This is a genomic window from Streptomyces sp. CA-251247 (genome assembly GCF_050952975.1).
GTDB classification, from domain to species: domain Bacteria; phylum Actinomycetota; class Actinomycetes; order Streptomycetales; family Streptomycetaceae; genus Streptomyces; species Streptomyces achmelvichensis.
In genome coordinates this window covers 6,527,427-6,548,620 of sequence record NZ_CP191861.1, presented here as the reverse complement: position 1 = coordinate 6,548,620, position 21,194 = coordinate 6,527,427, and the positions used below count along the sequence as shown (strand labels likewise).

General features: G+C 70.3%; 21 protein-coding genes. 6 read left to right on the top strand and 15 right to left on the bottom strand.

Annotation, left to right across the window (positions count from 1 at the left end; translation table 11 throughout):
* The first annotated feature begins 43 nt into the window (after positions 1-43).
* Positions 44-835 (top strand): SDR family NAD(P)-dependent oxidoreductase, encoded by a 792-nt coding sequence (locus ACQPWZ_RS29125; protein WP_340476248.1) that lies wholly within the window; start codon positions 44-46, stop codon positions 833-835.
* Between the two features lie 40 nt (positions 836-875).
* Here the strand turns inward: ACQPWZ_RS29125 and ACQPWZ_RS29120 are convergent, their stop codons facing one another.
* The 8 genes from ACQPWZ_RS29120 to ACQPWZ_RS29085 all read right to left on the bottom strand — a co-directional run bounded on the left by ACQPWZ_RS29120 (position 876) and on the right by ACQPWZ_RS29085 (position 9,591).
* The gene (locus ACQPWZ_RS29120; RefSeq protein ID WP_433572781.1) at positions 876-2,402 is read right to left on the bottom strand and encodes an NCS1 family nucleobase:cation symporter-1; all 1,527 of its coding nucleotides are present in this window, start codon (positions 2,400-2,402) and stop codon (positions 876-878) included.
* Positions 2,403-2,483: 81 nt separating this feature from the next.
* Positions 2,484-3,485, bottom strand: coding sequence for a TIGR03842 family LLM class F420-dependent oxidoreductase (locus ACQPWZ_RS29115; protein ID WP_383242009.1), 1,002 nt, complete (start codon positions 3,483-3,485; stop codon positions 2,484-2,486).
* A 14-nt stretch (positions 3,486-3,499) separates the two neighbouring features.
* A complete protein-coding gene (gene hydA, locus ACQPWZ_RS29110; protein WP_433572780.1) occupies positions 3,500-4,906 on the bottom strand; it encodes a dihydropyrimidinase in 1,407 nt (468 codons plus the stop codon).
* Positions 4,907-5,020: 114 nt separating this feature from the next.
* The gene (locus ACQPWZ_RS29105; RefSeq protein WP_433572779.1) at positions 5,021-6,301 is read right to left on the bottom strand and encodes an aspartate aminotransferase family protein; all 1,281 of its coding nucleotides are present in this window, start codon (positions 6,299-6,301) and stop codon (positions 5,021-5,023) included.
* Positions 6,298-7,140, bottom strand: coding sequence for a nitrilase-related carbon-nitrogen hydrolase (locus tag ACQPWZ_RS29100; RefSeq protein ID WP_340476243.1), 843 nt, complete (start codon positions 7,138-7,140; stop codon positions 6,298-6,300). The genes ACQPWZ_RS29105 and ACQPWZ_RS29100 overlap by 4 nt, the downstream gene beginning before the upstream one ends.
* A gap of 156 nt (positions 7,141-7,296) precedes the next feature.
* Positions 7,297-8,703: a hypothetical protein gene (locus tag ACQPWZ_RS29095; protein ID WP_433572778.1), complete on the bottom strand. Its 1,407-nt coding sequence runs from the start codon at positions 8,701-8,703 to the stop codon at positions 7,297-7,299.
* Between the two features lie 72 nt (positions 8,704-8,775).
* On the bottom strand, positions 8,776-9,156 hold the full coding sequence (locus tag ACQPWZ_RS29090; RefSeq protein ID WP_328862169.1) for a PPOX class F420-dependent oxidoreductase: 381 nt from the start codon (positions 9,154-9,156) through the stop codon (positions 8,776-8,778).
* A 48-nt stretch (positions 9,157-9,204) separates the two neighbouring features.
* Positions 9,205-9,591, bottom strand: coding sequence for a winged helix-turn-helix transcriptional regulator (locus tag ACQPWZ_RS29085; protein ID WP_433572777.1), 387 nt, complete (start codon positions 9,589-9,591; stop codon positions 9,205-9,207).
* A 79-nt stretch (positions 9,592-9,670) separates the two neighbouring features.
* Between ACQPWZ_RS29085 and ACQPWZ_RS29080 the strand changes: the two genes are divergently transcribed.
* Positions 9,671-10,312: an NAD(P)-dependent oxidoreductase gene (locus ACQPWZ_RS29080; protein ID WP_433572776.1), complete on the top strand. Its 642-nt coding sequence runs from the start codon at positions 9,671-9,673 to the stop codon at positions 10,310-10,312.
* A gap of 20 nt (positions 10,313-10,332) precedes the next feature.
* On the opposite strand, the gene ACQPWZ_RS29075 is transcribed toward ACQPWZ_RS29080, so the two are convergent.
* Positions 10,333-10,587 carry a helix-turn-helix domain-containing protein gene (locus ACQPWZ_RS29075; RefSeq protein WP_313943265.1) on the bottom strand — a complete coding sequence of 85 codons (255 nt, stop codon included), beginning with the start codon at positions 10,585-10,587 and terminating at the stop codon, positions 10,333-10,335.
* 55 nt (positions 10,588-10,642) lie between these two features.
* Here ACQPWZ_RS29075 and map point away from each other — a divergent pair, with 55 nt between their 5' ends.
* On the top strand, positions 10,643-11,410 hold the full coding sequence (map, locus tag ACQPWZ_RS29070; RefSeq protein ID WP_433572775.1) for a type I methionyl aminopeptidase: 768 nt from the start codon (positions 10,643-10,645) through the stop codon (positions 11,408-11,410).
* On the opposite strand, the gene ACQPWZ_RS29065 is transcribed toward map, so the two are convergent.
* Both ACQPWZ_RS29065 and ggt read right to left on the bottom strand, forming a co-directional pair.
* Complete coding sequence (locus ACQPWZ_RS29065) at positions 11,397-12,134, bottom strand: glycoside hydrolase family 75 protein (protein ID WP_433572774.1); 738 nt, start codon at positions 12,132-12,134, stop codon at positions 11,397-11,399. The genes map and ACQPWZ_RS29065 overlap by 14 nt on opposite strands.
* A gap of 156 nt (positions 12,135-12,290) precedes the next feature.
* Positions 12,291-14,108: a gamma-glutamyltransferase gene (ggt, locus tag ACQPWZ_RS29060; protein WP_433572773.1), complete on the bottom strand. Its 1,818-nt coding sequence runs from the start codon at positions 14,106-14,108 to the stop codon at positions 12,291-12,293.
* Between the two features lie 105 nt (positions 14,109-14,213).
* Between ggt and ACQPWZ_RS29055 the strand changes: the two genes are divergently transcribed.
* A complete protein-coding gene (locus ACQPWZ_RS29055; protein ID WP_313943270.1) occupies positions 14,214-14,957 on the top strand; it encodes a hypothetical protein in 744 nt (247 codons plus the stop codon).
* A gap of 62 nt (positions 14,958-15,019) precedes the next feature.
* On the opposite strand, the gene ACQPWZ_RS29050 is transcribed toward ACQPWZ_RS29055, so the two are convergent.
* Positions 15,020-15,562 (bottom strand): PH domain-containing protein, encoded by a 543-nt coding sequence (locus ACQPWZ_RS29050; protein ID WP_433572772.1) that lies wholly within the window; start codon positions 15,560-15,562, stop codon positions 15,020-15,022.
* 217 nt (positions 15,563-15,779) lie between these two features.
* Between ACQPWZ_RS29050 and ACQPWZ_RS29045 the strand changes: the two genes are divergently transcribed.
* Positions 15,780-16,961, top strand: coding sequence for an Ig-like domain-containing protein (locus tag ACQPWZ_RS29045; RefSeq protein ID WP_433572771.1), 1,182 nt, complete (start codon positions 15,780-15,782; stop codon positions 16,959-16,961).
* A gap of 111 nt (positions 16,962-17,072) precedes the next feature.
* Entirely contained in the window at positions 17,073-18,680 is a 1,608-nt protein-coding gene (locus tag ACQPWZ_RS29040; protein ID WP_433572770.1) for a CocE/NonD family hydrolase, read from the top strand.
* 80 nt (positions 18,681-18,760) lie between these two features.
* Here the strand turns inward: ACQPWZ_RS29040 and ACQPWZ_RS29035 are convergent, their stop codons facing one another.
* The 3 genes from ACQPWZ_RS29035 to ACQPWZ_RS29025 are packed head-to-tail and all read right to left on the bottom strand — an operon-like array spanning position 18,761 to position 21,194.
* Entirely contained in the window at positions 18,761-19,627 is an 867-nt protein-coding gene (locus tag ACQPWZ_RS29035; RefSeq protein ID WP_340476233.1) for an amino acid ABC transporter permease, read from the bottom strand.
* Positions 19,624-20,268, bottom strand: a complete 645-nt coding sequence (locus ACQPWZ_RS29030) for an amino acid ABC transporter permease (RefSeq protein WP_340476232.1) — start codon at positions 20,266-20,268, stop codon at positions 19,624-19,626. The genes ACQPWZ_RS29035 and ACQPWZ_RS29030 overlap by 4 nt, the downstream gene beginning before the upstream one ends.
* An 11-nt stretch (positions 20,269-20,279) precedes the next feature.
* Positions 20,280-21,194, bottom strand: a complete 915-nt coding sequence (locus ACQPWZ_RS29025; RefSeq protein ID WP_356702518.1) for a glutamate ABC transporter substrate-binding protein — start codon at positions 21,192-21,194, stop codon at positions 20,280-20,282.

Sequence of the window (21,194 nt, the reverse complement as noted above, 5' to 3'; positions counted from 1 at the left end):
TCCCTATTGTTCGTTCGAACGAACAGAACTGGAGGGTAACCAGATGCGCATCACCGGAGCAACCGTTCTGCTCACCGGCGTGACGGGGGGCATCGGCGGGGCGCTCGCCGCCGAACTGGCGGCGCGCGGGGCGACCTTGGTGGTGTCCGGCCGGCGCGCCGAGGCACTGACGCCACTCGCCGACGCCTACGGCGCCCGCACGATTCTCGCGGACCTCGGTGACCCGGACGACGTACGGCGGCTCGCCGAGGAGGCCGCGGGCACGGACATCCTGATAGCCAATGCCGCCCTGCCCTCCAGCGGCGACGTCCTCGACTACTCGCCCGAGGAGATCGACCGGGCTCTCGCGGTGAATCTGCGCGCTCCCACGATGCTGGCCCGGCTGCTCGCGCCCGCGATGGTCGACGCGGGCAGAGGCCACATCGCCTTCGTCGGTTCCCTGTCCGGGAAGGCGGCGACCAAGTCCTCGTCCCTCTACAACGCGACCAAGTTCGGGCTGCGCGGCTTCTCCCTGGGCTTCCGCCAGGATCTGCACGGCACGGGCGTCGGCGTCTCGGTCGTCCAGCCCGGTTTCGTCCGCGACGTCGGGATGTTCGCCGCCACCGGCTCCGGCACGCCCGGCGGGGTCCGTACGGTCTCGCCGCGCGCGGTCGTGAACGCCGTGGTGCGGGCGGTCGAGCGCGACGTCGCCGAGATCAACGTCGCTCCCCTGGAGCTGAAGATCCTGAGCGCGATCGCCGGCCAGTTCCCCGGCTTCGCCGAGCGGGTGCAGCGGCGGGCCGGGGCGGAGCCGACGGTCGAGAAGATCGTGGAGGCGCAGCGTTCCCGTCGCTGAGCGCCGCTGAGTGGCGGGGACGCCGCGCCTCCGTGAGGTCTCACGCCTTCCGGCGCTCCGAGAGCCCCATGAGCGTGACGTAGAGCAGCAGCGAGGCCGCGAGCCCGACGGCCCAGCCGTAGTCGGCGAGCGGTTTGAGGAACGGGATGAGGCCGTCCTCGGGGAAGGGCCCCTTGCCCGGCGCCGAGTGCGAGCCCCCGATCGCCAGCACACCGCCGACGACGAAGGCGGCGACGGCCCGCAGGTTCCATCCGGAGGTGTACCAGTAGCGGCCGCCCTTGGTGTAGAGGCCGGGCAGATCGAGGACCGTGCGCCGGATCAGCCAGTAGTCGGCGATGAGGATGCCCGCGACCGTGCCGAGCAGGCCGCCGACCAGGCCGAGCCAGGTGAAGATGTACAGCTCGGGTGTCTCGGTCAGCTTCCACGGCATGATCAGGACACCCAGCACGCCCGTGATCAGCGCTCCGGTGCGGAAGTTGATGAACTTCGGCGCCAGGTTCGCCAGGTCGTACGCGGGTGAGACGACGTTGGCCGCGATGTTCACCGAGATCGTCGCGATCAGCACCGTCACCAGCGCGTAGAGCAGCCCGAAGACGTTGTCGGTCTTGGCGGCGAGCTGGACCGGGTCCCAGACGGCCTCCCCGTACACCGCCTGCGAGCCGGAGGTGACGAAGACCGACAGGAGGGCGAAGAGCGTCATCGTCGTCGGCAGACCGAGCGTCTGGCCCCAGATCTGGGCCCGCTGCCCGGCCCCGAACCGGGTGAAGTCCGGGATGTTGAGGCTCAGGGTCGACCAGAAGGCGATCATGCCCATCAGGGAGGGGAAGAAGACCGGCCAGAAGTCGGCGCCCCAGCCGAGCTTGGAGGGCTGGTCGAGGAGCGGGCCGAAGCCGCCCGCCTTGACGGCGATCCACACGAGCAGCACCACGGCGCCGACGATGACGAAGGGCGCCGCCCAGTTCTCGAAGCGCCGCAGGGTCTCCATCCCCCGGTAGATGATGGCGAGTTCGAGGACCCAGAAGAGCAGGAAGCAGACCCACAGCGTCCAGGGCTGGCCGCCGATCTCGGCGGCCGAGGTCCAGCCGCCGAAGATCTTGCCGAGCAGGATGAAGATGCCCTGCCCGCCGATCCAGGTCTGGATGCCGAACCAGGCGCAGGCCACCGCGGCCCGGATCAGGGCGGGCAGATTCGCGCCGCGCAGCCCGAACGAGGCACGCGCCAGGACCGGGAAGGGGATGCCGTACTTCGGTCCGGCGTGCCCGGTGAGCAGCATCGGCGCGAGGACGATCACGTTGGCCAGCGCGATGGTGAAGACCGCCTGCTTCCAGTCCATGCCGAGAGCGACGAGTCCCGAGGCGAGCAGCCAGGACGGGATGTTGTGGGCCATGCCGACCCACAGGGCCGCGAAATTGTAGGTGGTCCAGCGGCGTTGGGCGACGGGGACGGGCAGCAGGTCGTCGTTGACGAACCGGCCGTCGACGGGTACCGCGCCGGGTGCGAGTTCGACGCGGCCTGACGAGTCGGGTATCGGCCGGCCGGAGGGGGTCGGGGGGACGGTCGCGGTCATGGCGCTGGCCCTTCGGAGGTCTTCAGCGGTGGTGAGCGGTCATGCACGGTGGAGCGGGAGCAGGCTGTGGCGCGCTGGGGATCAGCCGTTGAGCGCAGGGATGATCTCGGCGCCGTACGCGTCGATCGTCACTTCCTTGGCGTCGTGCATGTTGTAGACGGCGAACTGGTCCACGCCGAGGTCGCGCAGCGCCCTCAGCTTCTCGATGTGCGCCTCGGCCGGTCCCAGCAGACAGAACCGGTCGACGATCTCGTCCGGGACGAAGTCCGTGGAGGGATTGCCGGCGCGGCCGTGGTGGCTGTAGTCGTACCCCTCACGCGACTTGATGTACGAGGTGAGGGCCTCGGGCACCAGGCCGGAGTGCTCGCCGTAGCGGGAGACCAGATCGGCGACGTGGTTGCCGACCATCCCGCCGAACCACCGGCACTGGTCACGGGCGTGGGCCAGGTCGTCGCCGACGTAGGCCGGCGCCGAGACGCAGATGGTGATCGCGTCGGGGTCCCGTCCGGCGTCGGACGCGGCGGTGCGCACGGCGTTGATCATCGACTCGGTGAGATACGGGTCGGCGAGCTGGAGGATGAATCCGTCGGCCTTCTGACCCGCGAGAGCGAGCGCCTTGGGGCCGTACGCGGCCATCCACACCGGCAGTTTGCCGCCCTGCACCCACGGAAGGCGCAGCGGCTGACCGTCGACCACGGCCTCGCGGCCCTCGGCGAGATCGCGGATGACGCCCATCGCCTCGCCCAGCCGGGCAAGGGTGTTGGGCTTGCGGCCGGCGACCCGCATCGCCGAGTCGCCCCGGCCGATGCCGCAGACCGTGCGGTTGCCGTACATGTCGTTGAGGGTGGCGAAGGTGGAGGCGGTGACCTCCCAGGTCCGGGTGCCCGGGTTGGTCACCATCGGCCCGACGATCATCGTCTCGGTGTGTTCGAGGATGCGGCTGTAGATGACGAACGGCTCCTGCCAGAGCACCGCCGAGTCGAAGGTCCAGCCGTAGCGGAAGCCGTTGCGTTCCGCGCGCCGCATCAGTCCGACGACGCCGGATGCCGGCGGATCCGTCTGCAGGACGAGTCCGAAGTCCATGGTCTTGACCCCTTCTAGCCGAGGTACTGGCAGGTTCCGCGCGGGGTGTACTGGCCGTGTCCCGTCCGGCCGGTGAACTTCCGCTGGTCGATGACGACTTCACCGCGCGAGAGCACGGTCTCCACCTGGCCGGTGACCCGCTTGCCCTCGTACGCGGAGTAGTCGACGTTCATGTGGTGGGTCTCCACCGAGAGGGTCTGCTCGGTGTGCGGGTCGTAGACGACCACATCGGCGTCCGCGCCCGGCGCGATGGTCCCCTTCTTCGGGTACATGCCGAACATGCGGGCCGGGGTGGCGCACGCGATCTCGATCCACCGGCGGCGGGTGATGTGCCCGTCGACGACGGCCTGGTGCAGCAGATCCATCCGGTTCTCGACGCCCGGCAGGCCGTTGGGAATCTTCGAGAAGTCGCCGCGGCCCAGATCCTTCTGCCCGACGAAGCAGAACGGGCAGTGGTCGGTGGAGACCACCTGGAGATCGTTGGTCCGCAGTCCGCGCCAGAGCGCCGCCTGGTGCTCCTTCGGCCGCAGCGGCGTGCTGCAGACGTACTTCGCGCCCCCGAAGTCGGGCTCGGCGAGGTTGTCCGTGGACAGGAAGAGGTACTGCGGACAGGTCTCGCCGAAGACGGGGAGCCCCATGTCGCGGGCGGCGGCGAGTTCGGCGAGGGCCTCCTCGGCCGAGACGTGCACGACGTACAGCGGGGCGCCCGCGACCCGGGCCAGCTGGATGGCGCGGTGGGTGGCCTCGGCCTCCAGCAGTACCCGGCGCACCTCGCCGTGGTAGCGGGGATCGGTGCGGCCCTCGGCGAGAGCCTGTTCGACGAGGACGTCGATGGCGATGCCGTTCTCGGCGTGCATCATGATCAGCCCGCCGTTGGTGGCGGAGCGCTGCATGGCGCGCAGGATCTGGCCGTCGTCGCTGTAGAAGACGCCCGGATACGCCATGAAGAGCTTGAAGGAGGTGACGCCCTCCTCCACCAGCCGGTCCATCTCCTTCAGCGACGATTCGTTGACGTCCGAGAGGATCATGTGGAAGCCGTAGTCGACGGCGCAGTTGCCGTCGGCCTTGGCGTACCAGGCGTCGAGTCCTTCGCGCAGCGGGCGGCCCACCGACTGGACGGCGAAGTCGACGATGGTGGTCGTGCCGCCCCAGGCGGCGGCGCGGGTGCCCGTCTCGAAGGTGTCGGAGGCGAAGGTCCCGCCGAACGGGAGCTCCATGTGCGTGTGGGCATCGACGCCGCCCGGGATGACGTACTTGTTCGTCGCGTCGATGATGCGATCGGCCGTCCAGGGCTCGGAGACGGCGGACCCCTGCGCGGCGAGCGCGGCGATGCGGCCGTCCTCGATCAGTACGTCTGCGTGGATCTCGTCCGATGCGGTGATGACCAGTCCGCCACGGATGAGGGTGCGGGTGCTGCTCATGGCTGGTGCGCTCCCTTTGGATACGTACGGTCGGCTGGGGCCCGATCCCGACGACAGGCCCTGCGCGGGACCTGTCCGGCGTCAGGCCCCGGGGCCTGTCGTGTGGATCAGGCCCTAAACGCTGCGCAGGGCGTGTTCGAGGATGGACGCGCCCTCTTCCGCCTCGGCCACGGTCAGGGAGAGCGGGGGCGCGACGCGCAGCACGCTGGTGTTGTGCCCGCCGCCCTTGCCGATCAGCAGCCCGCCCTCGCGCGCGGCCTCCAGGACGGCCGCCGCCGCCTGCGGATCGGCCTCGTCGGTGCCGGGCCTGACCAGTTCGATGCCGAGCATCAGCCCCCGGCCGCGCACTTCGCGGACGGCGGGCACGCTCGCCCCGATCCCGCGCAACCGCTCCAGCAGCAGTCCGCCGACGCGGCGGGCGTTGCCCTGGAGGTCGTGCTCCAGCAGATACGCGAGGTTGGCGCTGCCCGCGGCCATGGTGACCGGTGAGCCGCCGAACGTCGAAATGGAGTTGGCGTCCAGCGAGTTCATGATCTCGGCACGCGCGACGACCCCGCCGACGGACATGCCGTTGCCGATGCCCTTGGCGAAGGTGAGGATGTCCGGCGGTCCGTTGCCGGCGTGCGCCTGCCAGCCCCAGAAGTGGTCGCCGGTACGGCCCCAGCCGGTCTGCACCTCGTCGGTGATCCACAGGATGCCGTGCCGGTCGAGAACTTCGCGGAACGCGGCGTACAGACCGTCGGGCGGGGAGGTGAACCCGCCGACGCCCTGGATGGGTTCGGCGATCAGCGCGGCGACGTCGCGGGTGTGGCCGAGCAGGTCCTCCAGGTCCGCCACGCACGCCTCGATGAACTGCGCGTCGGACAGGTGGGCGTACGGCCCCCGGGTGCGGACGCCGCCGTGCACGTACAGCGTCTGCAACGGGGAGAGCGAGGTCGGCGACCAGCTGCGGTTGCCCGTGATGGACACGGTCGAGAACGAACGGCCGTGGTAGCTGTTGCGCATCGCCAGGATCTGGTTGGACCGGCGGTGTCCGGTGGCCAGCAGCAGGGCGGTGTCGTTGGCCTCGGTGCCCGACGTGGTGAAGAAGACCCGCGCGTCGGGGATGCCCGAGAGCGCCGCGATCCGTTCGGCGAGCTCGACCATCGGGCGGTTCAGATAGAGCGTCGAGGAGTGGATGATCCGCCCGGCCTGCTCGCTGACCGCCTTGGTGACCTCGGGCAGCGCGTGGGCGGTCATCGTCGTGAGGATGCCGCCGAAGAAGTCGAGGTAGCGGTTGCCGTCCGCGTCCCAGACATGGCGGCCCTCGCCGTGCGTGATCTCGATGGGCTGCTGGTAGTAGAGCGCGACCCAGTCGGGGATCACGGCCCGGTGCCGGTCGTACAGATGACTCACGGCTGCACCAGCCCCTCGTAGGCGTCCGGGCGCCGGTCGCGGTAGAAGGCCCACTGCTGCCGCACGGTGTCGATCAGGTCGAAGTCCAGGTCGCGTACGACGAGCTCCTCGGCCTTGTCGCTGGCCACCTCGCCGACGAACTGGCCGCGCGGGTCGACGAAGTAGCTCGTGCCGTAGAAGTCGTTGTCGCCGTACTCCTCCTCGCCGACACGGTTGATCGCGGCGATGAAGTACTCGTTCGCCACGGCCGCGGCCGGCTGTTCGAGCTGCCAGAGGTAGCTGGAGAGGCCGCGCGAGGTCGCCGAGGGGTTGTAGACCAACTGGGCACCCTGGAGGCCCAGTTGCCGCCAGCCCTCCGGGAAGTGGCGGTCGTAGCAGATGTAGACACCGACCTTGCCGACCGCGGTCTCGAAGACGGGCCAGCCGGCGTTTCCGGGCCTGAAGTAGTACTTCTCCCAGAATCCCTTGACCTGAGGAATATGGTGCTTACGGTATTTGCCCAGGTAGGAGCCGTCGGCATCGATCACGGCGGCGGTGTTGTAGTAGAAGCCCGCGCCCTCGATCTCGAAGACCGGGACCACGATGACCATGCCGGTCTCGCGGGCCAGCTCCTGCATCCGGCGGACGGTGGGACCGTCCGGGACGGGCTCGGCCCAGCGGTAGTGCTCCGGGTCCTGGACCTGGCAGAAGTACGGGGCGTTGAAGACCTCTTGGAATCCGATGACCTTGGCGCCCTGACGGGCCGCTTCCCGGGCATGTTCCTCGTGTTTGGCAATCATGGATTCGGTGTCGCCGGTCCAGGTCGCCTGGACGAGTGCGGCGCGTACGACAGTGGCCATGAGCTGCTCCTTCGGCCGAACGGCAGAGGGCCTCTACGCACGTAGACGAATGCGTAGATGGAGAACGTAAGCCCCGTCACACACTGGGGCAAGACCATCGTCGTCAACCCGCAGAGTCGATCGTGTTTCGCACCCGAGCGGTCGACACCGTACGGGTCAGGCGCCGAGGTGGCCCGAGACACGTAAGGCGTGGACAAGATCGCGCTCATGGGACGCGGATCCGGCACGGGCCGCGGCGAGCAGACGGGGGACGAGACGGGCGGGGTTCCGGTCGGCGATTCTCGCCGTGTCGGCGGGGGTGTGCAGCTGGAGGTAGGCGATGAGGAGCGCGAGCGCCTCGGGGGCACGGCCGTCCTCGTCGAGGGAGAGCACGGCGGCCGCGATCTCGTCGGCCGGGCGGGTCACGCCCTGGCGCAGGAGCTGGTGACCGTCCTGGGCGCGGCCGGCGCCGGTGAGGGCTCCGGCGATCGCCGCGAGCCGCAGCACGGGCTGCGAGGCGGCCTCCCACAGCAGCGTGGCCCAGTCGGCCTCCAGCCCGGCGCGGTGGAGCTCGGCGGCGAGCACGGGCAACCAGGTGGCGGGCAGGGTGGCGGCCTCGCAGAGCAGGGCATGGGCCTCTCCGCTGCGGCCCTCCGCACGCAGCCGCCCGAGGGTGCGCACGGTCTCGCGCGCGGCGCGCAGGGCGTCGTCGGGGTCGGCGAGGACGGGCTGCTCCTGTTCGGGATCCGCGCCCGCGCCGCCGTACCGTGCCCCGCGGGGCAGATCCCCGCCGACGGGGAGTTCGGGCACGGCGACGGCCTCCACGTCCTCCTCCATGCCGGCGAACCGGGCGCCGCGCGGGCGCCGGCGCTTGTCCTTCGTCTTGCCGCCGTCCTTGCTCCTGCCCTGGCCCACATCGGGCCAGGCGGGTCCGCCGGACGGCCCGGGCGGGTCCGCGTGCGGACCGCGCCGAGGTCCTTCCTGTGCCGGATGGGGCCACTGCGCAGGGTCCGGCCCGGACGCCTGCCGCGGCACACGCTCCGATGGTCCCGGGACGCCGGCCCGGCCGTGTTCCGGCGGGGGCAGGGCGGCCAGGCGCCGACGCAGTTCCGCGATCCTCGCGGTGGCCCGCGCATGGTCGTCCCGGACCCACTCCAGCTCGTACGCCAGCTGTTCCGCCGTCTCCGTGCCCTCCGGCTCGGAGACGATCAGCCGGATGAGCTCCTCGTTGCGACCGGAGGCGTGGATCAGTTCGCGCCGCATCAGCTCCAGGCGCTCCACAAGAGCCTCACGGCCGCCCGGCCGGCGGTCGTGGGCGGCGACCGAGGCCGTGTGCAGCTGTTTGGCCCGGAGCTGTTCCTGCTCCACGAACTCCCGTCCGCGCACCGCCGCGAGATCCTGGAGCAGCGATCCGACGACGTCCCACGGCGGGACCTCGAAGCCGTCCAGGCACGCCTGCATGCCCTGCGGGTCGCGGTGCAGGAAGACCGCGTACCAGCCGCCGTCACGGTCCAGCAGCGCGGCCAGCCCCTTGAGGTACCGCGCGAACACACCGGTCTGTGCCGGTACTTGATGCACCGCCATCACTGTCCCGCCCCACCCTCGACTGGGTGGCATTGGACATCAGGCGTGTTACGGCATTGCTACGCGCTGTTTTCAGACGGTTACCGCAATGCCGGTGTGCGGGCGCTTGCCGAGCCGCACCAGCGTGGCCGGCCAGTCGACCAGCCAGAACTGCCAGGTGTACTTGCGGGCCAGAAGTTTGCGGATCCGTGCGGTCGCCGCCGCGTCGAGGAGCTCGGCCGTCCCCTCGGCGGTGGGGGCGCCCTCGGCGATCCGGCCGCGCACGTCGCACACGCTCACCACGACGCGCGGGTCGTTGCGCAGCCGCTTGACCTTCCACGAGTCGGTCCGAGTCCAGGCGTACAGCTTTCCGCCGTCCTCGGCGAACCAGACGGGGGTGGCAACACCCGTTCCGTTCTTACGGAACGTGGTCACGCTGATGTACTTGGCGGCGGCGAAGTCCTCGGCAGTCACGTTCGCGAGACTACGCCGTGTCCGGGGCTCCCGGCGCGGCCGGTCCGGCTAGCCGCGCCCGTGTTCCGGGTCCGCATCCCTGGCCGCGACGAGCTCGGGCCGGTGCGTACGCGCCCAGTCGCACGCCGTGTTCATCGGCTGGAGGGCCGACCGGCCGAGCGCGGTGAGTTCGTACTCGACCCGTGGCGGATTCTCGTCGTACGACGTCCGCTTCACGAAGCCGTCGCGCTCCATCGCGCGCAGCGTCTCGGTGAGCACCTTCGGGGTCACCCGGTGCAGCGCGACGCGCAGTTCGGAGAAGCGGCGCCGTCCGTCCTCCAGACAGCGCATCACCATCCCGGACCACTTGTCGCCGAACCGGAACGCCTGCAACCCGGCCGAGCAGTCGGGATCGGCGAACATGTCCGGCCTCAGCGGCTCCGGCTTCGTCTCCATGCCCTCCATCCTGCGTCCTCCCCCGGGCCGGCTCGGTACCTTTGCAGTAACCGGCCACCTCCGTTCTACCGTCCGGGACATGAGCCACATCATGGTGTTCGGAGCAGGCGGACGGGTCGGCAGAGCGGCGGTGTCGGAGGCGGCGGCGCGCGGCCACAAGGTGACGGCGGTGGTGCGCGATCCCGGCAGACACCCGGATCTCGCGGCGGACGGCGTGACGGTCGTACCCGGCGACGCGACGGACGGAGCAGCGGTCGCCCGGCTCGCGGCGGGCCACGAGGCAGCGGTCAACGCGGCGGCGCGGCTGGACGTCCCGGCGGAGGAGTTCTTCGTGAGCGCGGCCGAGGCGATGGCTGCCGGGCTGACCGAGGCCGGCGTGCGCCGCTTCCTGACGCTGGGCATCGCCTCGACGCTGGAGACGTCACCGGGGGTACGGGTGATGGACGATCCGGGCTTCCCGGGGGCGTACCGGGCGTTCTCGCAGGGGCATGTCGCGGAGTTCGACGTCCTGCGCCGGGCGCCGGAGGCGCTGGACTGGCTGATGGTCGTCCCGCCGATGGACCTGGACGGGGAAGCTCCGCGCACGGGCCGCTACCGGACGGCGCAGGGACAGCTCATCGACGGCGGCGGCCGGATCGCGCACGGCGACCTGGCCGTGGCCCTGCTGGACGAGATCGAGCGGCCACGCCACCGCCGCATCCAGCTCGCGGTGGCGGGCTGAGGGCTGTCCCGTGGACTCCGTCAGGCCGCCGGCACCAGCGCGCAGCGCACCACCAGTTCGTCCATCGACAGACCGAGCACCCGCGCGAGTGCGGCGACCGTGAAGAACGCGGGCGTCGGGGCCCGGCCCGTCTCGATCTTGCGCAGGGTCTCGGCCGAGAGGCCGGCGGCCGCGGCGATCTCCACCATGCTGCGGTCGCCGCGGGCGACGCGCAGGATCCGGCCGAGCCGTTCGCCGCGTTCGCGCTCTTCGGGGGTGAGAGGGGTGCGCACCATGGCGGTATTCTAATGCTGGTATTCCAATACCGGTAGGACCGGTATAGTAATTGGCATGGTAGAGATCAAGACGGATGCCTCCATCGAGGCGATGCGCGAGGCCGGCCGCCTCGTGGCGCAGGCACTCACAGCGGCCCGCGAGACCGCGGCCGTGGGCGTCAGCCTGCTGGAACTGGACCGTGCCGCACGCTCGGTGCTGGACGAGGCCGGGGCGGGATCACCGTTCCTGGACTATCACCCCTCCTGGGCGCCCATCCCCTTCCCTGCCGTCATCTGCGCCTCCGTCAATGACGCGATCGTGCACGGCATCCCGGACGGATACCGCCTGCGGGACGGCGATCTGGTGAGCCTCGACTGCGGGGCGATCCGGGACGGCTGGGTGGGCGACTCGGCCGTCAGCTTCACGGTCGGGCGCGCCCGGCCCGAGGACCTGCGGCTGATCACCACCGCCGAGGAGGCCCTGGAGGCCGGCATCGCGGCCGCCGTCGTCGGCAACCGCATCGGCGACATCGCCCATGCCGTCGGCCGCGTGTGCCGGACGGCCGGGTACGGCATCCCGGACGGCTTCGGAGGTCATGGCGTGGGGCGCAGCATGCACGAGGACCCGGGCGTCCCGAACGAGGGACGCCCGGGCCGGGGCATGCCGTTGCGCCACGGGATGGTGCTGGCGATCGAGCCGATGGTGATCGGCGGCGGCACCGACGGCCACCACACGGCGGGCGACGGCTGGACGGTCCGCACGCTCGACGGCAGCCGCGCCTCGCACGCGGAGCACACGGTGGCGATCACGGACGACGGACCCCGCATCCTCACCGCACTCTGACCGCGCCCTCGCGGGCCGGGCCCCGCTGTCGGAACCCGGCGACGAACTGCTTGGCGAGCGTCTCGCCGAGGGTCACCGCCGCCTCGTGGTTCTCGATCGGCAGCACCGTGGTGTTGGGGAAGAAGATGTATGTGACCCCGGCGGCGGTGCCGCCCGTCGACGGGTCCGGGTCGATGCCCAGCGCCCGGGCGGTGGCGTAGGACGCCTCGCCGATGATCTGGCTGGGGCCGGTGTCCCCGACGACCGCGTACTGCACCTGGTTGTTGTGGATGACGGCGACCACCCCGCCGCCCTTGATGCCGGCGCTCGCGTAGTTCCAGATGGCACTGCTGGTCGGTACGACGACGTACGGCAGCCGCTCGGCGTCGAGGGCCCGGCCGTCGGACTGGTGGAAGGCCGTCGCGGCCTGGAACCAGGGGTCGGTACCGGTGTTGCACGCGCTCGTGACCTGGCCGTCGCAGTCGATGTCCATGTCGGCCGTCCAGTACACGACGCCGTCCTTGCCGCAGACCGGGATCGTCGCCGGGGCCTCGCTGTCCGTCCGGTACAGCCCGTTCGAGATCTGCGGACAGCCCGTCACCTTGGCGAGCAGGTCGGCCGCGGCGACCGTGCCTTCGCGGAAGGCACCGGTGCCGGTCGCCGCGGAACTCGCCGTGGCGGGCAGCGCGACCGCCGCGAGGAGGGCGGCGCCGGAGACGGCGAGCGCGAGTGTGCGAGTGCGCATGGGGGGTGTCGCCTTTCTGTAAGGAAAGCGTCCTTACCCGCTCACGCGCCCATCCGATCGCCCCAACCCGGCGCCCGCCGGCCCCCGGACGGCCAACGTCCGCCGCCCGTCCGGGGTTTGGGGCCCCGGACGGGCGGCGGACGTTGCGCCGTTCGGTCAGCGGCCGTACGGATCACCGCTGGGGCGGACGACCATGGCCGATCCGCCGCCCCTGCGGACCTTTTCGGCAGCGGCGAGCCAGCGGCCGTCGGGCAGCCGCTCGATGCCCGTCGCCGCGCCGATCTCCGGGTTCTGCCGGAAGGCGTGCCCGATCTTCTCCAGCTGTCCGCGGAGCGGGCTGTTCCACAGCGCCGGCTCGATCTCCGTCGTCGTCTGGTTGCGCTGGCTGGCGCGCGGCGCGGCGATCGCGTCCACCAGGGGCAGATCCCGGTCCAGACGGCCCGTCAGAGACTGGAGGACGGTGGTGATGATGGTCGCCCCGCCCGGGGAGCCGAGTGCGAGGACGGGACGGCCGTCGTCGAGGACGATCGTCGGCGAGATCGACGAACGCGGCCGCTTGCCCGGACCCGGCAGGTTCGGGTCGTGCACCGCCGGGCTCGCCGGTGCGAACGAGAAGTCCGTGAGCTCGTTGTTGAGCAGGAAGCCCCGGTCGGGCACGGTGATGCCGCTGCCGCCGGTCGACTCGATGGTGAGCGTGTAGGCGACGACATTGCCCCACTTGTCGGCCGCCGTCAGATGCGTGGTGTTCTCTCCCTCGAACGTGGTCGGGGCCGCCGTGCCCGATCCTCCGCACGCCGCCGGCCGGTTCGGATCGCCCGGCGCCAGCGGGCTGGTGAGCACCGCGTCGTCCTTGATCAGGCATCCGCGCGAGTCGGCGAACCGCTGCGACAGGAGCCCCTTCGTCGGCACCTTCTCGAACGCCGGGTCACCGACCCAGCGCCCTCGGTCCGCGAACGCGATCCGGCTCGCCTCGATGAAGCGGTGCAGATACTGCGTCTGCGTGGCCTTCGACAGGTTGCTCCGCTCCAGGATGTTGAGCGCCTCGCCGACGCTGGTGCCGCCGGAGGAGACCGGAGCCATGCCGTAGACGTCCAGGCCGCGGTAGGAGACCTTGGTGGGCGCCCGCCGGATCGTCTCGTACGCGCGCAGGTCGCTCGTGGTCAGATCGCCGGGCCGCACGACCCGGGTGACGCCCTTGGCCACCGGAGGCGTGCGGACGGTGCGCACGATGTCCCGGGCGAGGTCGCCGCGGTACAGCGTGCCGACGCCCTTGCGGGCGATCTCCTTGTACGTACGCGCCAGATCCGGGTTCTTGAAGACCGAGCCGACGACCGGCAGCTGCCCGCCGGGCAGGAAGAGCTCTGCCGAGGCGGGGAAGTCCGCGAAGCGGGCCTGGTTGGACTGGGTCTGCGAGCGGAAGGTGGCGTCGACGGTGAAGCCGTCCTTCGCCAGGCGTTCGGCCGGCTGCAACAGCTGCCCGAGCGGCCTGCTCCCCCAGGCGTCCAGCGCCGACTCCCAGGTCGCCGGGGTGCCGGGGGTGCCGACGCCCAGACCGCTCGTCACGCCCTCCTCGAAGGGGATGGGCTTGCCGTTCTCCAGGAAGAGGGAGGCGTCGGCCGAGCGGGGCGCTGTCTCGCGGCCGTCGATGGTGTGGACCGTGCGGGACTTGGCGTTGTAGTAGACGAAGAAGCCGCCACCGCCGATGCCGGCGGAGTACGGCTCGGTGACGCCGAGCGCGGCGGCCGTCGCGACGGCGGCGTCCACGGCGTTGCCGCCGCGGCGCAGCACCTCGATGCCCGCGGCCGATGCGTCCGCGTCGACACTGGCGACGGCGCCGCCGTAGCCCACGGCGACCGGTTTCTTGACCGGCGCCCCGCCCGGCGGCGAGGGGCTGGGCGGGGCCGCCGCCCCGATCGAGATGACGGCCGCGGTCACGGCCAGGGCCGACACATTCCGTGCGACGGAGCGACGCATCCGTACCTCCAGTCAATGTACGTCCGCGCAGCGTAACTTCACCGCGCACGTCTCGTCAGGACCGTCTCGAACAATGTCGCGACAACCCCGCTACCATGCGCGCCCATGACTGACGACGTACGCAACATCGTGCTCGGCGTGGTGGCCGCCGGCATCAGCGCCACGCTCGGCTGGCTCGCGCGCACGTATCTGTGGCGCCGCAAACTCCGTCGCAAGCAGGCATTCTTCGGTCTGCCCACGAACTCCGAGTCGCTGCTCGTGGTGAACCGCGAGGCCGGCCGGGACGGCTCCGTGCACCGTTTCGACGTCTTCGCCCTGCTGGAGCTCTCCGCGCTGATCAAGGGCTGCGGCGCGCACGCCCAGATCGTCTGGCACGACACGGCCCAGCAGGGCTTCGGCGAGCGCACCGAGTTCTGTGTGGGCGGACCCTTCTCGAACCGGCGGATGGCGGCGCATCTGCATTCGCTGCTGCCCGGTGTGCGGATCAACACCGATCCGGAGCCGGGGCCGGACCAGGGGGCGTTCCAGATCGGGTCGGAGCGCTACCGGATGGAGCCCGGCGTCGCCGAGTACGTGTTCCTCGCCCGGCTCACCGCGGGCCAGGACGCCCGGCCCGTGTTCCTCTTCTGCGGCCAGCGAGCGATAACCAACCAGGCGGCGACCCGCTATCTCGCCCGCAACCACGAGAAGCTCACCCGCAAGCACGGCGCCTCGTCGTTCTGCCTGCTGCTCAAGGTGGTCAACTCGCAGGCATACGGGCCGGACGTGGTCGAGCTGGTCGCGGACGTCACCCGTGCGGCACAGGCACCGCTGCCCACCCCGCGGCCCTCGGCCCAGGCAGCGAGCTAGACCAGGGCACGCGAGCCCCGGCAGGACCCGGACGACAGGCACTGGGACGGCGCTCGCGCCCGTCAGGACCGTCCCGTACGCACCGTGGTCCCCTGCGGGGCGTGCCGGGCGATCGCGTCGAGCAGATCGGCCGCCTCCAGGTCGAAGACGCGGGTCTCGAAGCAGAGCCCCTGACCGCCTGCGGGCCGTCCCAGGTCGGCCGCGCGTCTGCGGTACGCGGCCCGTGGCCGGCAGGTCGGCGGCAGGCCCCCGACGGGTGCGGCGCAGTCGACGACGACATGGTCCGGCGGGGCGCTCACGCCGGTGATCCGGGACCAGGGGACGGTCCTGGCCGGCCAGAGCGGCAGCCGTACCTCCAGCCCGTCGGCGTCGACGGTGAGGCGCATCGGCCGCACCAGATGCGCCGCGCAACTGACGGCGAACACGGCCACCGGGACTCCGACGACCGCGAGCGCGATGCCTCCGGAGGTGCCGTTGGGCCCGTCGACGATCGACGCCGTGGCGATGCCCCAGAGAACGAGCAGCACGATCGCGGCGAGCGGTACCCACTCGGCCCGCCGCCTCAGCCTCAGTCGCAGGATCGTTCCTGCCGGTGCCGGATCCATCAGGCGAGAGTGCCTGACGACCGGACAGAACACCAGGGGTCACGGCCCGCAGGGGGTCGTGGCGAGACCCCGGGCCCGGGTCTCGCCGTGGACCAAACGTCTCTTTCCCTGCGTTTCTCGTCACACCGGAGTTAGAGGGAAATCCGGGAAATTCCGGAACCTGCGACACCGGAGCGGACTCTCACTGCGCGACGAAGACCGCAACGGAGGTTTTGCCTTGAGCCGCACACGACCGCGCTTCCCGCTCGGCCGCCGACCCGTCCGACCCGTCGTGTCCGTCGGCGGCGCGGTGCTTGCCGTGCTGCTCACCGGATGTTCCGGCGGCACGGCGGATGCCGATGCCGACGGCAAGGACGGTCCCGCGATCTCGGTGACCCCGACAGGCAAGCAGGCCGCCGGCGAGCCCGTGCGGGTGACGCTCGCCGAGGGGAAGCTGAAGGAGGTCACGGTCACCGACGCCAAGGGCGGACGGCTGGACGGACGCATCGCCGAGGACGGCAGGAGCTGGACGTCGGTGCGCCCCGCGACCCCGGGCGCCCGGTACTCGATCGCGGCGAAGGACACCCGTGGAGGCGCCTCCACGGCGGCTTTCGCCACCGCCGCCCCCGCCAAGGTCAACAAGCTCGCGATGGCTCCGGGCAAGAACGCCACGGTCGGCGTCGCGCACCCCCTGTCGATCGTGTTCGACCACCCGGTGAAGAACAGGGCCGCGGTGGAGAAGCAGCTCAAGGTCACCACCTCGAACAACACCGAGGGCTCCTGGGGCTGGATGCGGGACTGGTCGGGCAGGGACAGGGTCGACTGGCGGCCCAAGGAGCACTGGCAGCCGGGCACGAGGGTCTCGCTCGACGCGAAGCTGAGCGGCATCGACTCGGGAGCGGGCGGGTGGTTCGTCCGCGACTACGCGACGACCTACACCATCGGCAGGAGCCAGTCGGTCGCGGTGGATCTGGACCGGCACCGCCTGACGCTCGTGCGCGACGGCCGCGCGGTCGGGGCGGTGCCGATGTCCGCGGGCACCCCGGGCGGCGAGAAGGCGTCCTGGCGGGGCAGGACCGTTCTGATGGCGAAGGAGGGCACGATCAACATGCGTTCCGAGACCGTGGGCCTCGGTGACGCCTACAACAAGATGGTCGACTACTCGATGCGGCTGACATGGTCGGGCATGTACGCGCACGCCGCGCCCTGGAACGCCGGCTACTTCGGGAACGCCAACCGGAGTTCCGGCTGCATCGGCATGAGCGACGCGGACGCCAAATGGGTCTACGGCCAGGTCCAGGTGGGCGATCCGTTCGAGGTCACGGGCAACGAGGCGAAGGGCACGCAGGCCCTCAACAACGGCTACGGCGAGTGGAATCTGCCGTGGGACGCCTGGCGGACGAAGAGCGCCCTGTACTGACGCGACGTCCAACAATCTTTACTCACACGTAACTTACCGAGGAGTTACCTCGCGTAAGTCGCTGACGTTACCGTCGGGTCACTTTCCCGTGACACGTGTGAGGAGTGACCTGTGGGACAGCCGCGCAAGGTTCTGCGTACCACCGCCATCGGCACCGTCTCCGCCGCGCTCCTCGCCGGGCCGGCCGCCGGTGTCGCGCCCGCCGCACCGGTCGCGGGAGTCACCGCACCGATCGGCGCCGAACAGCAGACCGGGGTACCCGGCGTACGTTTCGTCGACATCAAGGGCGACGGCGGCACGGTGCTCAAGTCGAACGTGGTCACCCCGGCCGGCGCGGACGGCAGCCGCACCTATCCCGTACTGATCCTGCCCACCAGCTGGGCGCTGCCCCAGATCGAGTACCTCGCACAGGCCAAGAAGCTCGCCGACGCCGGCTATGTGGTGGTCACCTACAACGCCCGTGGTTTCTGGCAGTCGGGCGGCTACATCGAGGTGGCGGGGCCGCCCGACATCGCCGACGCGTCCAAGGTCATCGACTGGGCGCTCGCCAACACCCCGGCCGATCCGAGCCGGATCGGCATGGCCGGTGTCTCCTACGCGGCCGGGATCAGCCTGCTGGCCGCCGCCCATGACAAGCGGATCAAGGCCGTGGCCGCCCTCAGCGGCTGGGCCGACCTGGTCGATTCCATCTACCGCGGCCGCACCCAGAACCGGCAGGCCGCTCTGCTTCTCAGCGGTGCCGGCTATCTCACCGGCCGGCCCAGCCCCGAATTCCAGCAGTTCACCCATGACTTCCTCGGCTCCCATCTCGACAAGGAGCAGGAGATGGTCGACTGGGGGAAGAAGCGCTCACCGGCCGCCTTCGTGGACCGGATCAACGCCAACGGAACAGCCGTCATGCTGGGCAACGCCTGGGGCGACACGGTCTTCCCGCCGAACCAGACCGCGGACTTCTACGAGAAGCTGACCGTCCCCAAGCGGCTGGAGTTCCGCCCGGGCGACCACGCCACCCCCGAGATCGGCGGTCTGCTCGGGCTGCCCAACGACACCTGGACCAGCACCCACCGCTGGCTCGACCACTACCTCAAGGGCGACGACAACGGCGTGGACCGCGAGCAGCCGGTCCGTCTCAAGTCCCGTTCCACCGGCGCGTACGAGAGCTACCCCGACTGGAAGTCGGTCGCGGCGGACCGGCGCAAGCTGAACCTCGACCGTACGAAGAAGATCTGGGCCAACGTCGACTCGGGCGCCAACGGCGGGCTCATCCTGCTGTCCAGCATGCTCGACCAGTTCGTGAAACTTCCCCCGATCGCGTCGATCCCGCTGCTGCCGCGGCCGTTCGCCGCGGTGTGGCAGTCGGAGCGGTACGACTCGACGCAGCAGATCCGGGGAACCGCGAAGCTGCACACCACACTCACCGGTACCAAGGAGAGCGGCACCCTCGTCGCGTACCTCTACGACGTGGGCCCGCTCGGCCTCGGCAAGCTGGTCAGCAATGCGCCGTACACCTTCCACGACAAGACGCCCGGCACGCCGTTCGCCGTCGACCTGGAACTGTTCTCCACGGCCTACGACGTACCGGCGGGCCACCGTCTCGCCCTGGTCGTCGACACTGTCGACCCGCTCTACATCGAGCACAACCCGTTCGGCGCGCAGCTGACCTTCTCCTCGTCCGCAGCCGACCCGTCGTATCTGTCGGTCCCGCTGCGCCAGAAGTGATCACCGGCTGCTGCCAGGGGCCCCCGCCCAGCGCGGGGAATTGGGTTGTGCCCCATGAGCTGCTGTCCTGTCCTCCGCACCTATCGAGGCTCGGGAGGACCCCCGGGCAGCAGCGTCCCTGGTTGGGCCGGGGCGATGTCCACGGCCTCTGTTCTCGGATTGCGCCGCTGTCGCCTGGCCATCCAGTTGGCGAACCAGGAGAGCAGCATGCACATCCCGATGTAGATCGGCGAAATCACCATCACCACAGGGATGAACGGCAAATCGTAGTCGAGATTCGACGCGATGAGCTTGCCCGCGTGGAGGAATTCCTCATAGGTGATGAGATAGCCGAGTGAGGTGTCCTTGAGGGCGACCACCAGCTGACTGATGATCGTCGGCAGCATCGCACGCACGGCCTGCGGCATCAGAACGTGGGCCATGACCTGTGTCTTGCGCATGCCCAGTGCGTACGAGGCCTCCCGCTGGCCCTTCTCCACGGAGTTGATGCCGGCCCGGAACACCTCGGCGAGCACCGAGCCGTTGTAGAGCGTCAGTCCGGCCACCAGGGCGGGCAGCGGCTGCACCTTCAGCGCCACGAAGATGAAGAAGATCATCACCAGCACGGGCATCGCCCGGAAGAACTCCACGAGCACCGTGGCCGGCCAGCGCAGGGCCCGGTGTTCGGAGAGCCGGCCGACGGCGAGGATCCCGCCGAGGAGGAGCGAGAGCACGGCGGCGCAGGCGAACGCCTTGAGGGTGTTGCCGAGCCCTCGCAGGAGCAGTTCCTGGATGCCCTTGTACTCGAAGGGGGTCCACTTGGCCGCGGTGAACTGGCCGGTGTCGAACAGCAGATAGACGATCCAGCCGACCAGGGCGAGGACGGCGACGGTGGAGATGACGCCGTAGAGCCGGTGCCGCCTGCGGGTGTGGGGTCCGGGGACGTCGTAGAGGGCGGTGGAAGTCATCGGGCGACTCCGAAGCGCTTCTCGAGCACGTTGAACAGCGCACTGATGGTCAGGGTGATGATCAGGTAGCCGACAGCGATCCAGACGAAGGACCAGATGATGCTGTAGCCCATCTCGCTCAGGGGCTTGTAGACGCCGAGGAGTTCGGTGACGCTGAACGCGCCCGCGATCGCGGAGTTCTTGGCGAGGGCGATGAGCGTGGAGCCGACCGGTGGGATGACGCTGCGGAACGCCTGGGGCAGCACCACGGTGTTCAGGGTCTGGCCGAAGCTCATCCCGAGACTGCGGGCCGCCTCGCCCTGCCCCGTCGGCACGGTGTTGATGCCGGAGCGCAGCGCCTCGCAGATGAACGCCGAGGTGTAGCAGCCCAGCGCGATCACCGCGAAGACCTGGAAGGGCAGGACCAGCCCGAAGCGCGGGAGTCCGAGCAGGACGGCGAAGAACAGCAGGGTGAGCGGGGTGTTGCGCAGCACGGTCACCCACACCGTGCCGACGACGCGCAGCGAGCCGACGGGGGCGGCGCGGAAGGACGCCATGACGAAGCCGAGGACCAGGGCGAGGAGCGAGGCGTACACCGTGAGTTCGACGGTGCCGAGAAAGCCCTTGCCGTACAGGGAGAAGTTGTCGGTCAGTACGTTCACAGGTGCCTCGCTCAGGACGCCGGATAGCGGTCGATCGGGGGCGGCTCCGGGGCCGGTACCCCGGACAGGCCGAGCGTCGCTGCGTAGGCCTTCTTCCAGTTCCCGTTCTTCTCGTTGGCCGCGAGCGCGTCGTCGATCGCGAAGCGCAGGGCGTTGTCGTTGCGGGGGACGCCGATGCCGTACGGCTCCTGGGAGAACGGCTTGCCGACGACCTTGAGTTCGTCGGGCACCTTGGCCGCGTAGCCGGTGAGGATCGCGTCGTCGGTGGTCACGGCGTCGACCTGATAGGTGAGGAGGTTGTCGACGCAGACGGAGTAGGTGTCGTACGCGACGAGGTCGGCCTTCGGGTAGTCCGTCTCGATGCGCTGGTAGGGGGTCGAACCGGCGGCCGAGCAGACGCGTTTGCCGTCGAGGTCCTGCGGGCCCTTGATGTCGTTCTCGTCCGCCCGTACGAGCAGCGACTGGCCGGCGAGATAGTACGGGCCCGCGAAGCCGACGAGCTTCTTGCGGTTGTCGTTGATGGTGTAGGTGCCGACGTAGTAGTCGATCTGGCCGTTCTGCAGGGCGGTTTCGCGGTTCGCGGAGGCGATCGTCCGGAACGTGATGGTCCGGGGGTCGAACCCCAGATAGGCGCCGACCATTTTGGCGATCTCGATGTCGAACCCGGTGTACAGGCCGGTGGCCGGGTCCTTCTCGCCGACGTACGGCTGGTCCTCCTTCGCCCCGACGACGAGGTGGCCGCGCTTCTTGGCCTTGCGCCAGGTCGGCGAATCGGGCAGCTGGAAGCCCTTGTTCACCTGGTAGTCCGGCAGTTGGTCGGCCTGCGGCCCCTTGACCGGTGGGCTGCCTTCCTTGCCGCAGGCCGTGACGGCCACGGCTGCCAGGACGAGCGTCAGCGCCGCCAGGGCGCGCCTCGTACGCATCAT

Coding starts and splice junctions, on each gene's coding strand:
- ggt (WP_433572773.1), bottom strand. CDS start 14,108: ATGCGTCGCTCCGTCGCACGGAATGTGTCGGCCCTGGCCGTGACCGCG.
- ACQPWZ_RS29125 (WP_340476248.1), top strand. CDS start 44: ATGCGCATCACCGGAGCAACCGTTCTGCTCACCGGCGTGACGGGGGGC.
- ACQPWZ_RS29025 (WP_356702518.1), bottom strand. CDS start 21,194: ATGATGCGTACGAGGCGCGCCCTGGCGGCGCTGACGCTCGTCCTGGCA.
- map (WP_433572775.1), top strand. CDS start 10,643: ATGGTAGAGATCAAGACGGATGCCTCCATCGAGGCGATGCGCGAGGCC.
- hydA (WP_433572780.1), bottom strand. CDS start 4,906: ATGAGCAGCACCCGCACCCTCATCCGTGGCGGACTGGTCATCACCGCA.
- ACQPWZ_RS29095 (WP_433572778.1), bottom strand. CDS start 8,703: ATGGCGGTGCATCAAGTACCGGCACAGACCGGTGTGTTCGCGCGGTAC.
- ACQPWZ_RS29075 (WP_313943265.1), bottom strand. CDS start 10,587: ATGGTGCGCACCCCTCTCACCCCCGAAGAGCGCGAACGCGGCGAACGG.
- ACQPWZ_RS29035 (WP_340476233.1), bottom strand. CDS start 19,627: ATGACTTCCACCGCCCTCTACGACGTCCCCGGACCCCACACCCGCAGG.
- ACQPWZ_RS29055 (WP_313943270.1), top strand. CDS start 14,214: ATGACTGACGACGTACGCAACATCGTGCTCGGCGTGGTGGCCGCCGGC.
- ACQPWZ_RS29100 (WP_340476243.1), bottom strand. CDS start 7,140: ATGGCCACTGTCGTACGCGCCGCACTCGTCCAGGCGACCTGGACCGGC.
- ACQPWZ_RS29080 (WP_433572776.1), top strand. CDS start 9,671: ATGAGCCACATCATGGTGTTCGGAGCAGGCGGACGGGTCGGCAGAGCG.
- ACQPWZ_RS29115 (WP_383242009.1), bottom strand. CDS start 3,485: ATGGACTTCGGACTCGTCCTGCAGACGGATCCGCCGGCATCCGGCGTC.
- ACQPWZ_RS29085 (WP_433572777.1), bottom strand. CDS start 9,591: ATGGAGACGAAGCCGGAGCCGCTGAGGCCGGACATGTTCGCCGATCCC.
- ACQPWZ_RS29120 (WP_433572781.1), bottom strand. CDS start 2,402: ATGACCGCGACCGTCCCCCCGACCCCCTCCGGCCGGCCGATACCCGAC.
- ACQPWZ_RS29065 (WP_433572774.1), bottom strand. CDS start 12,134: ATGCGCACTCGCACACTCGCGCTCGCCGTCTCCGGCGCCGCCCTCCTC.
- ACQPWZ_RS29050 (WP_433572772.1), bottom strand. CDS start 15,562: ATGGATCCGGCACCGGCAGGAACGATCCTGCGACTGAGGCTGAGGCGG.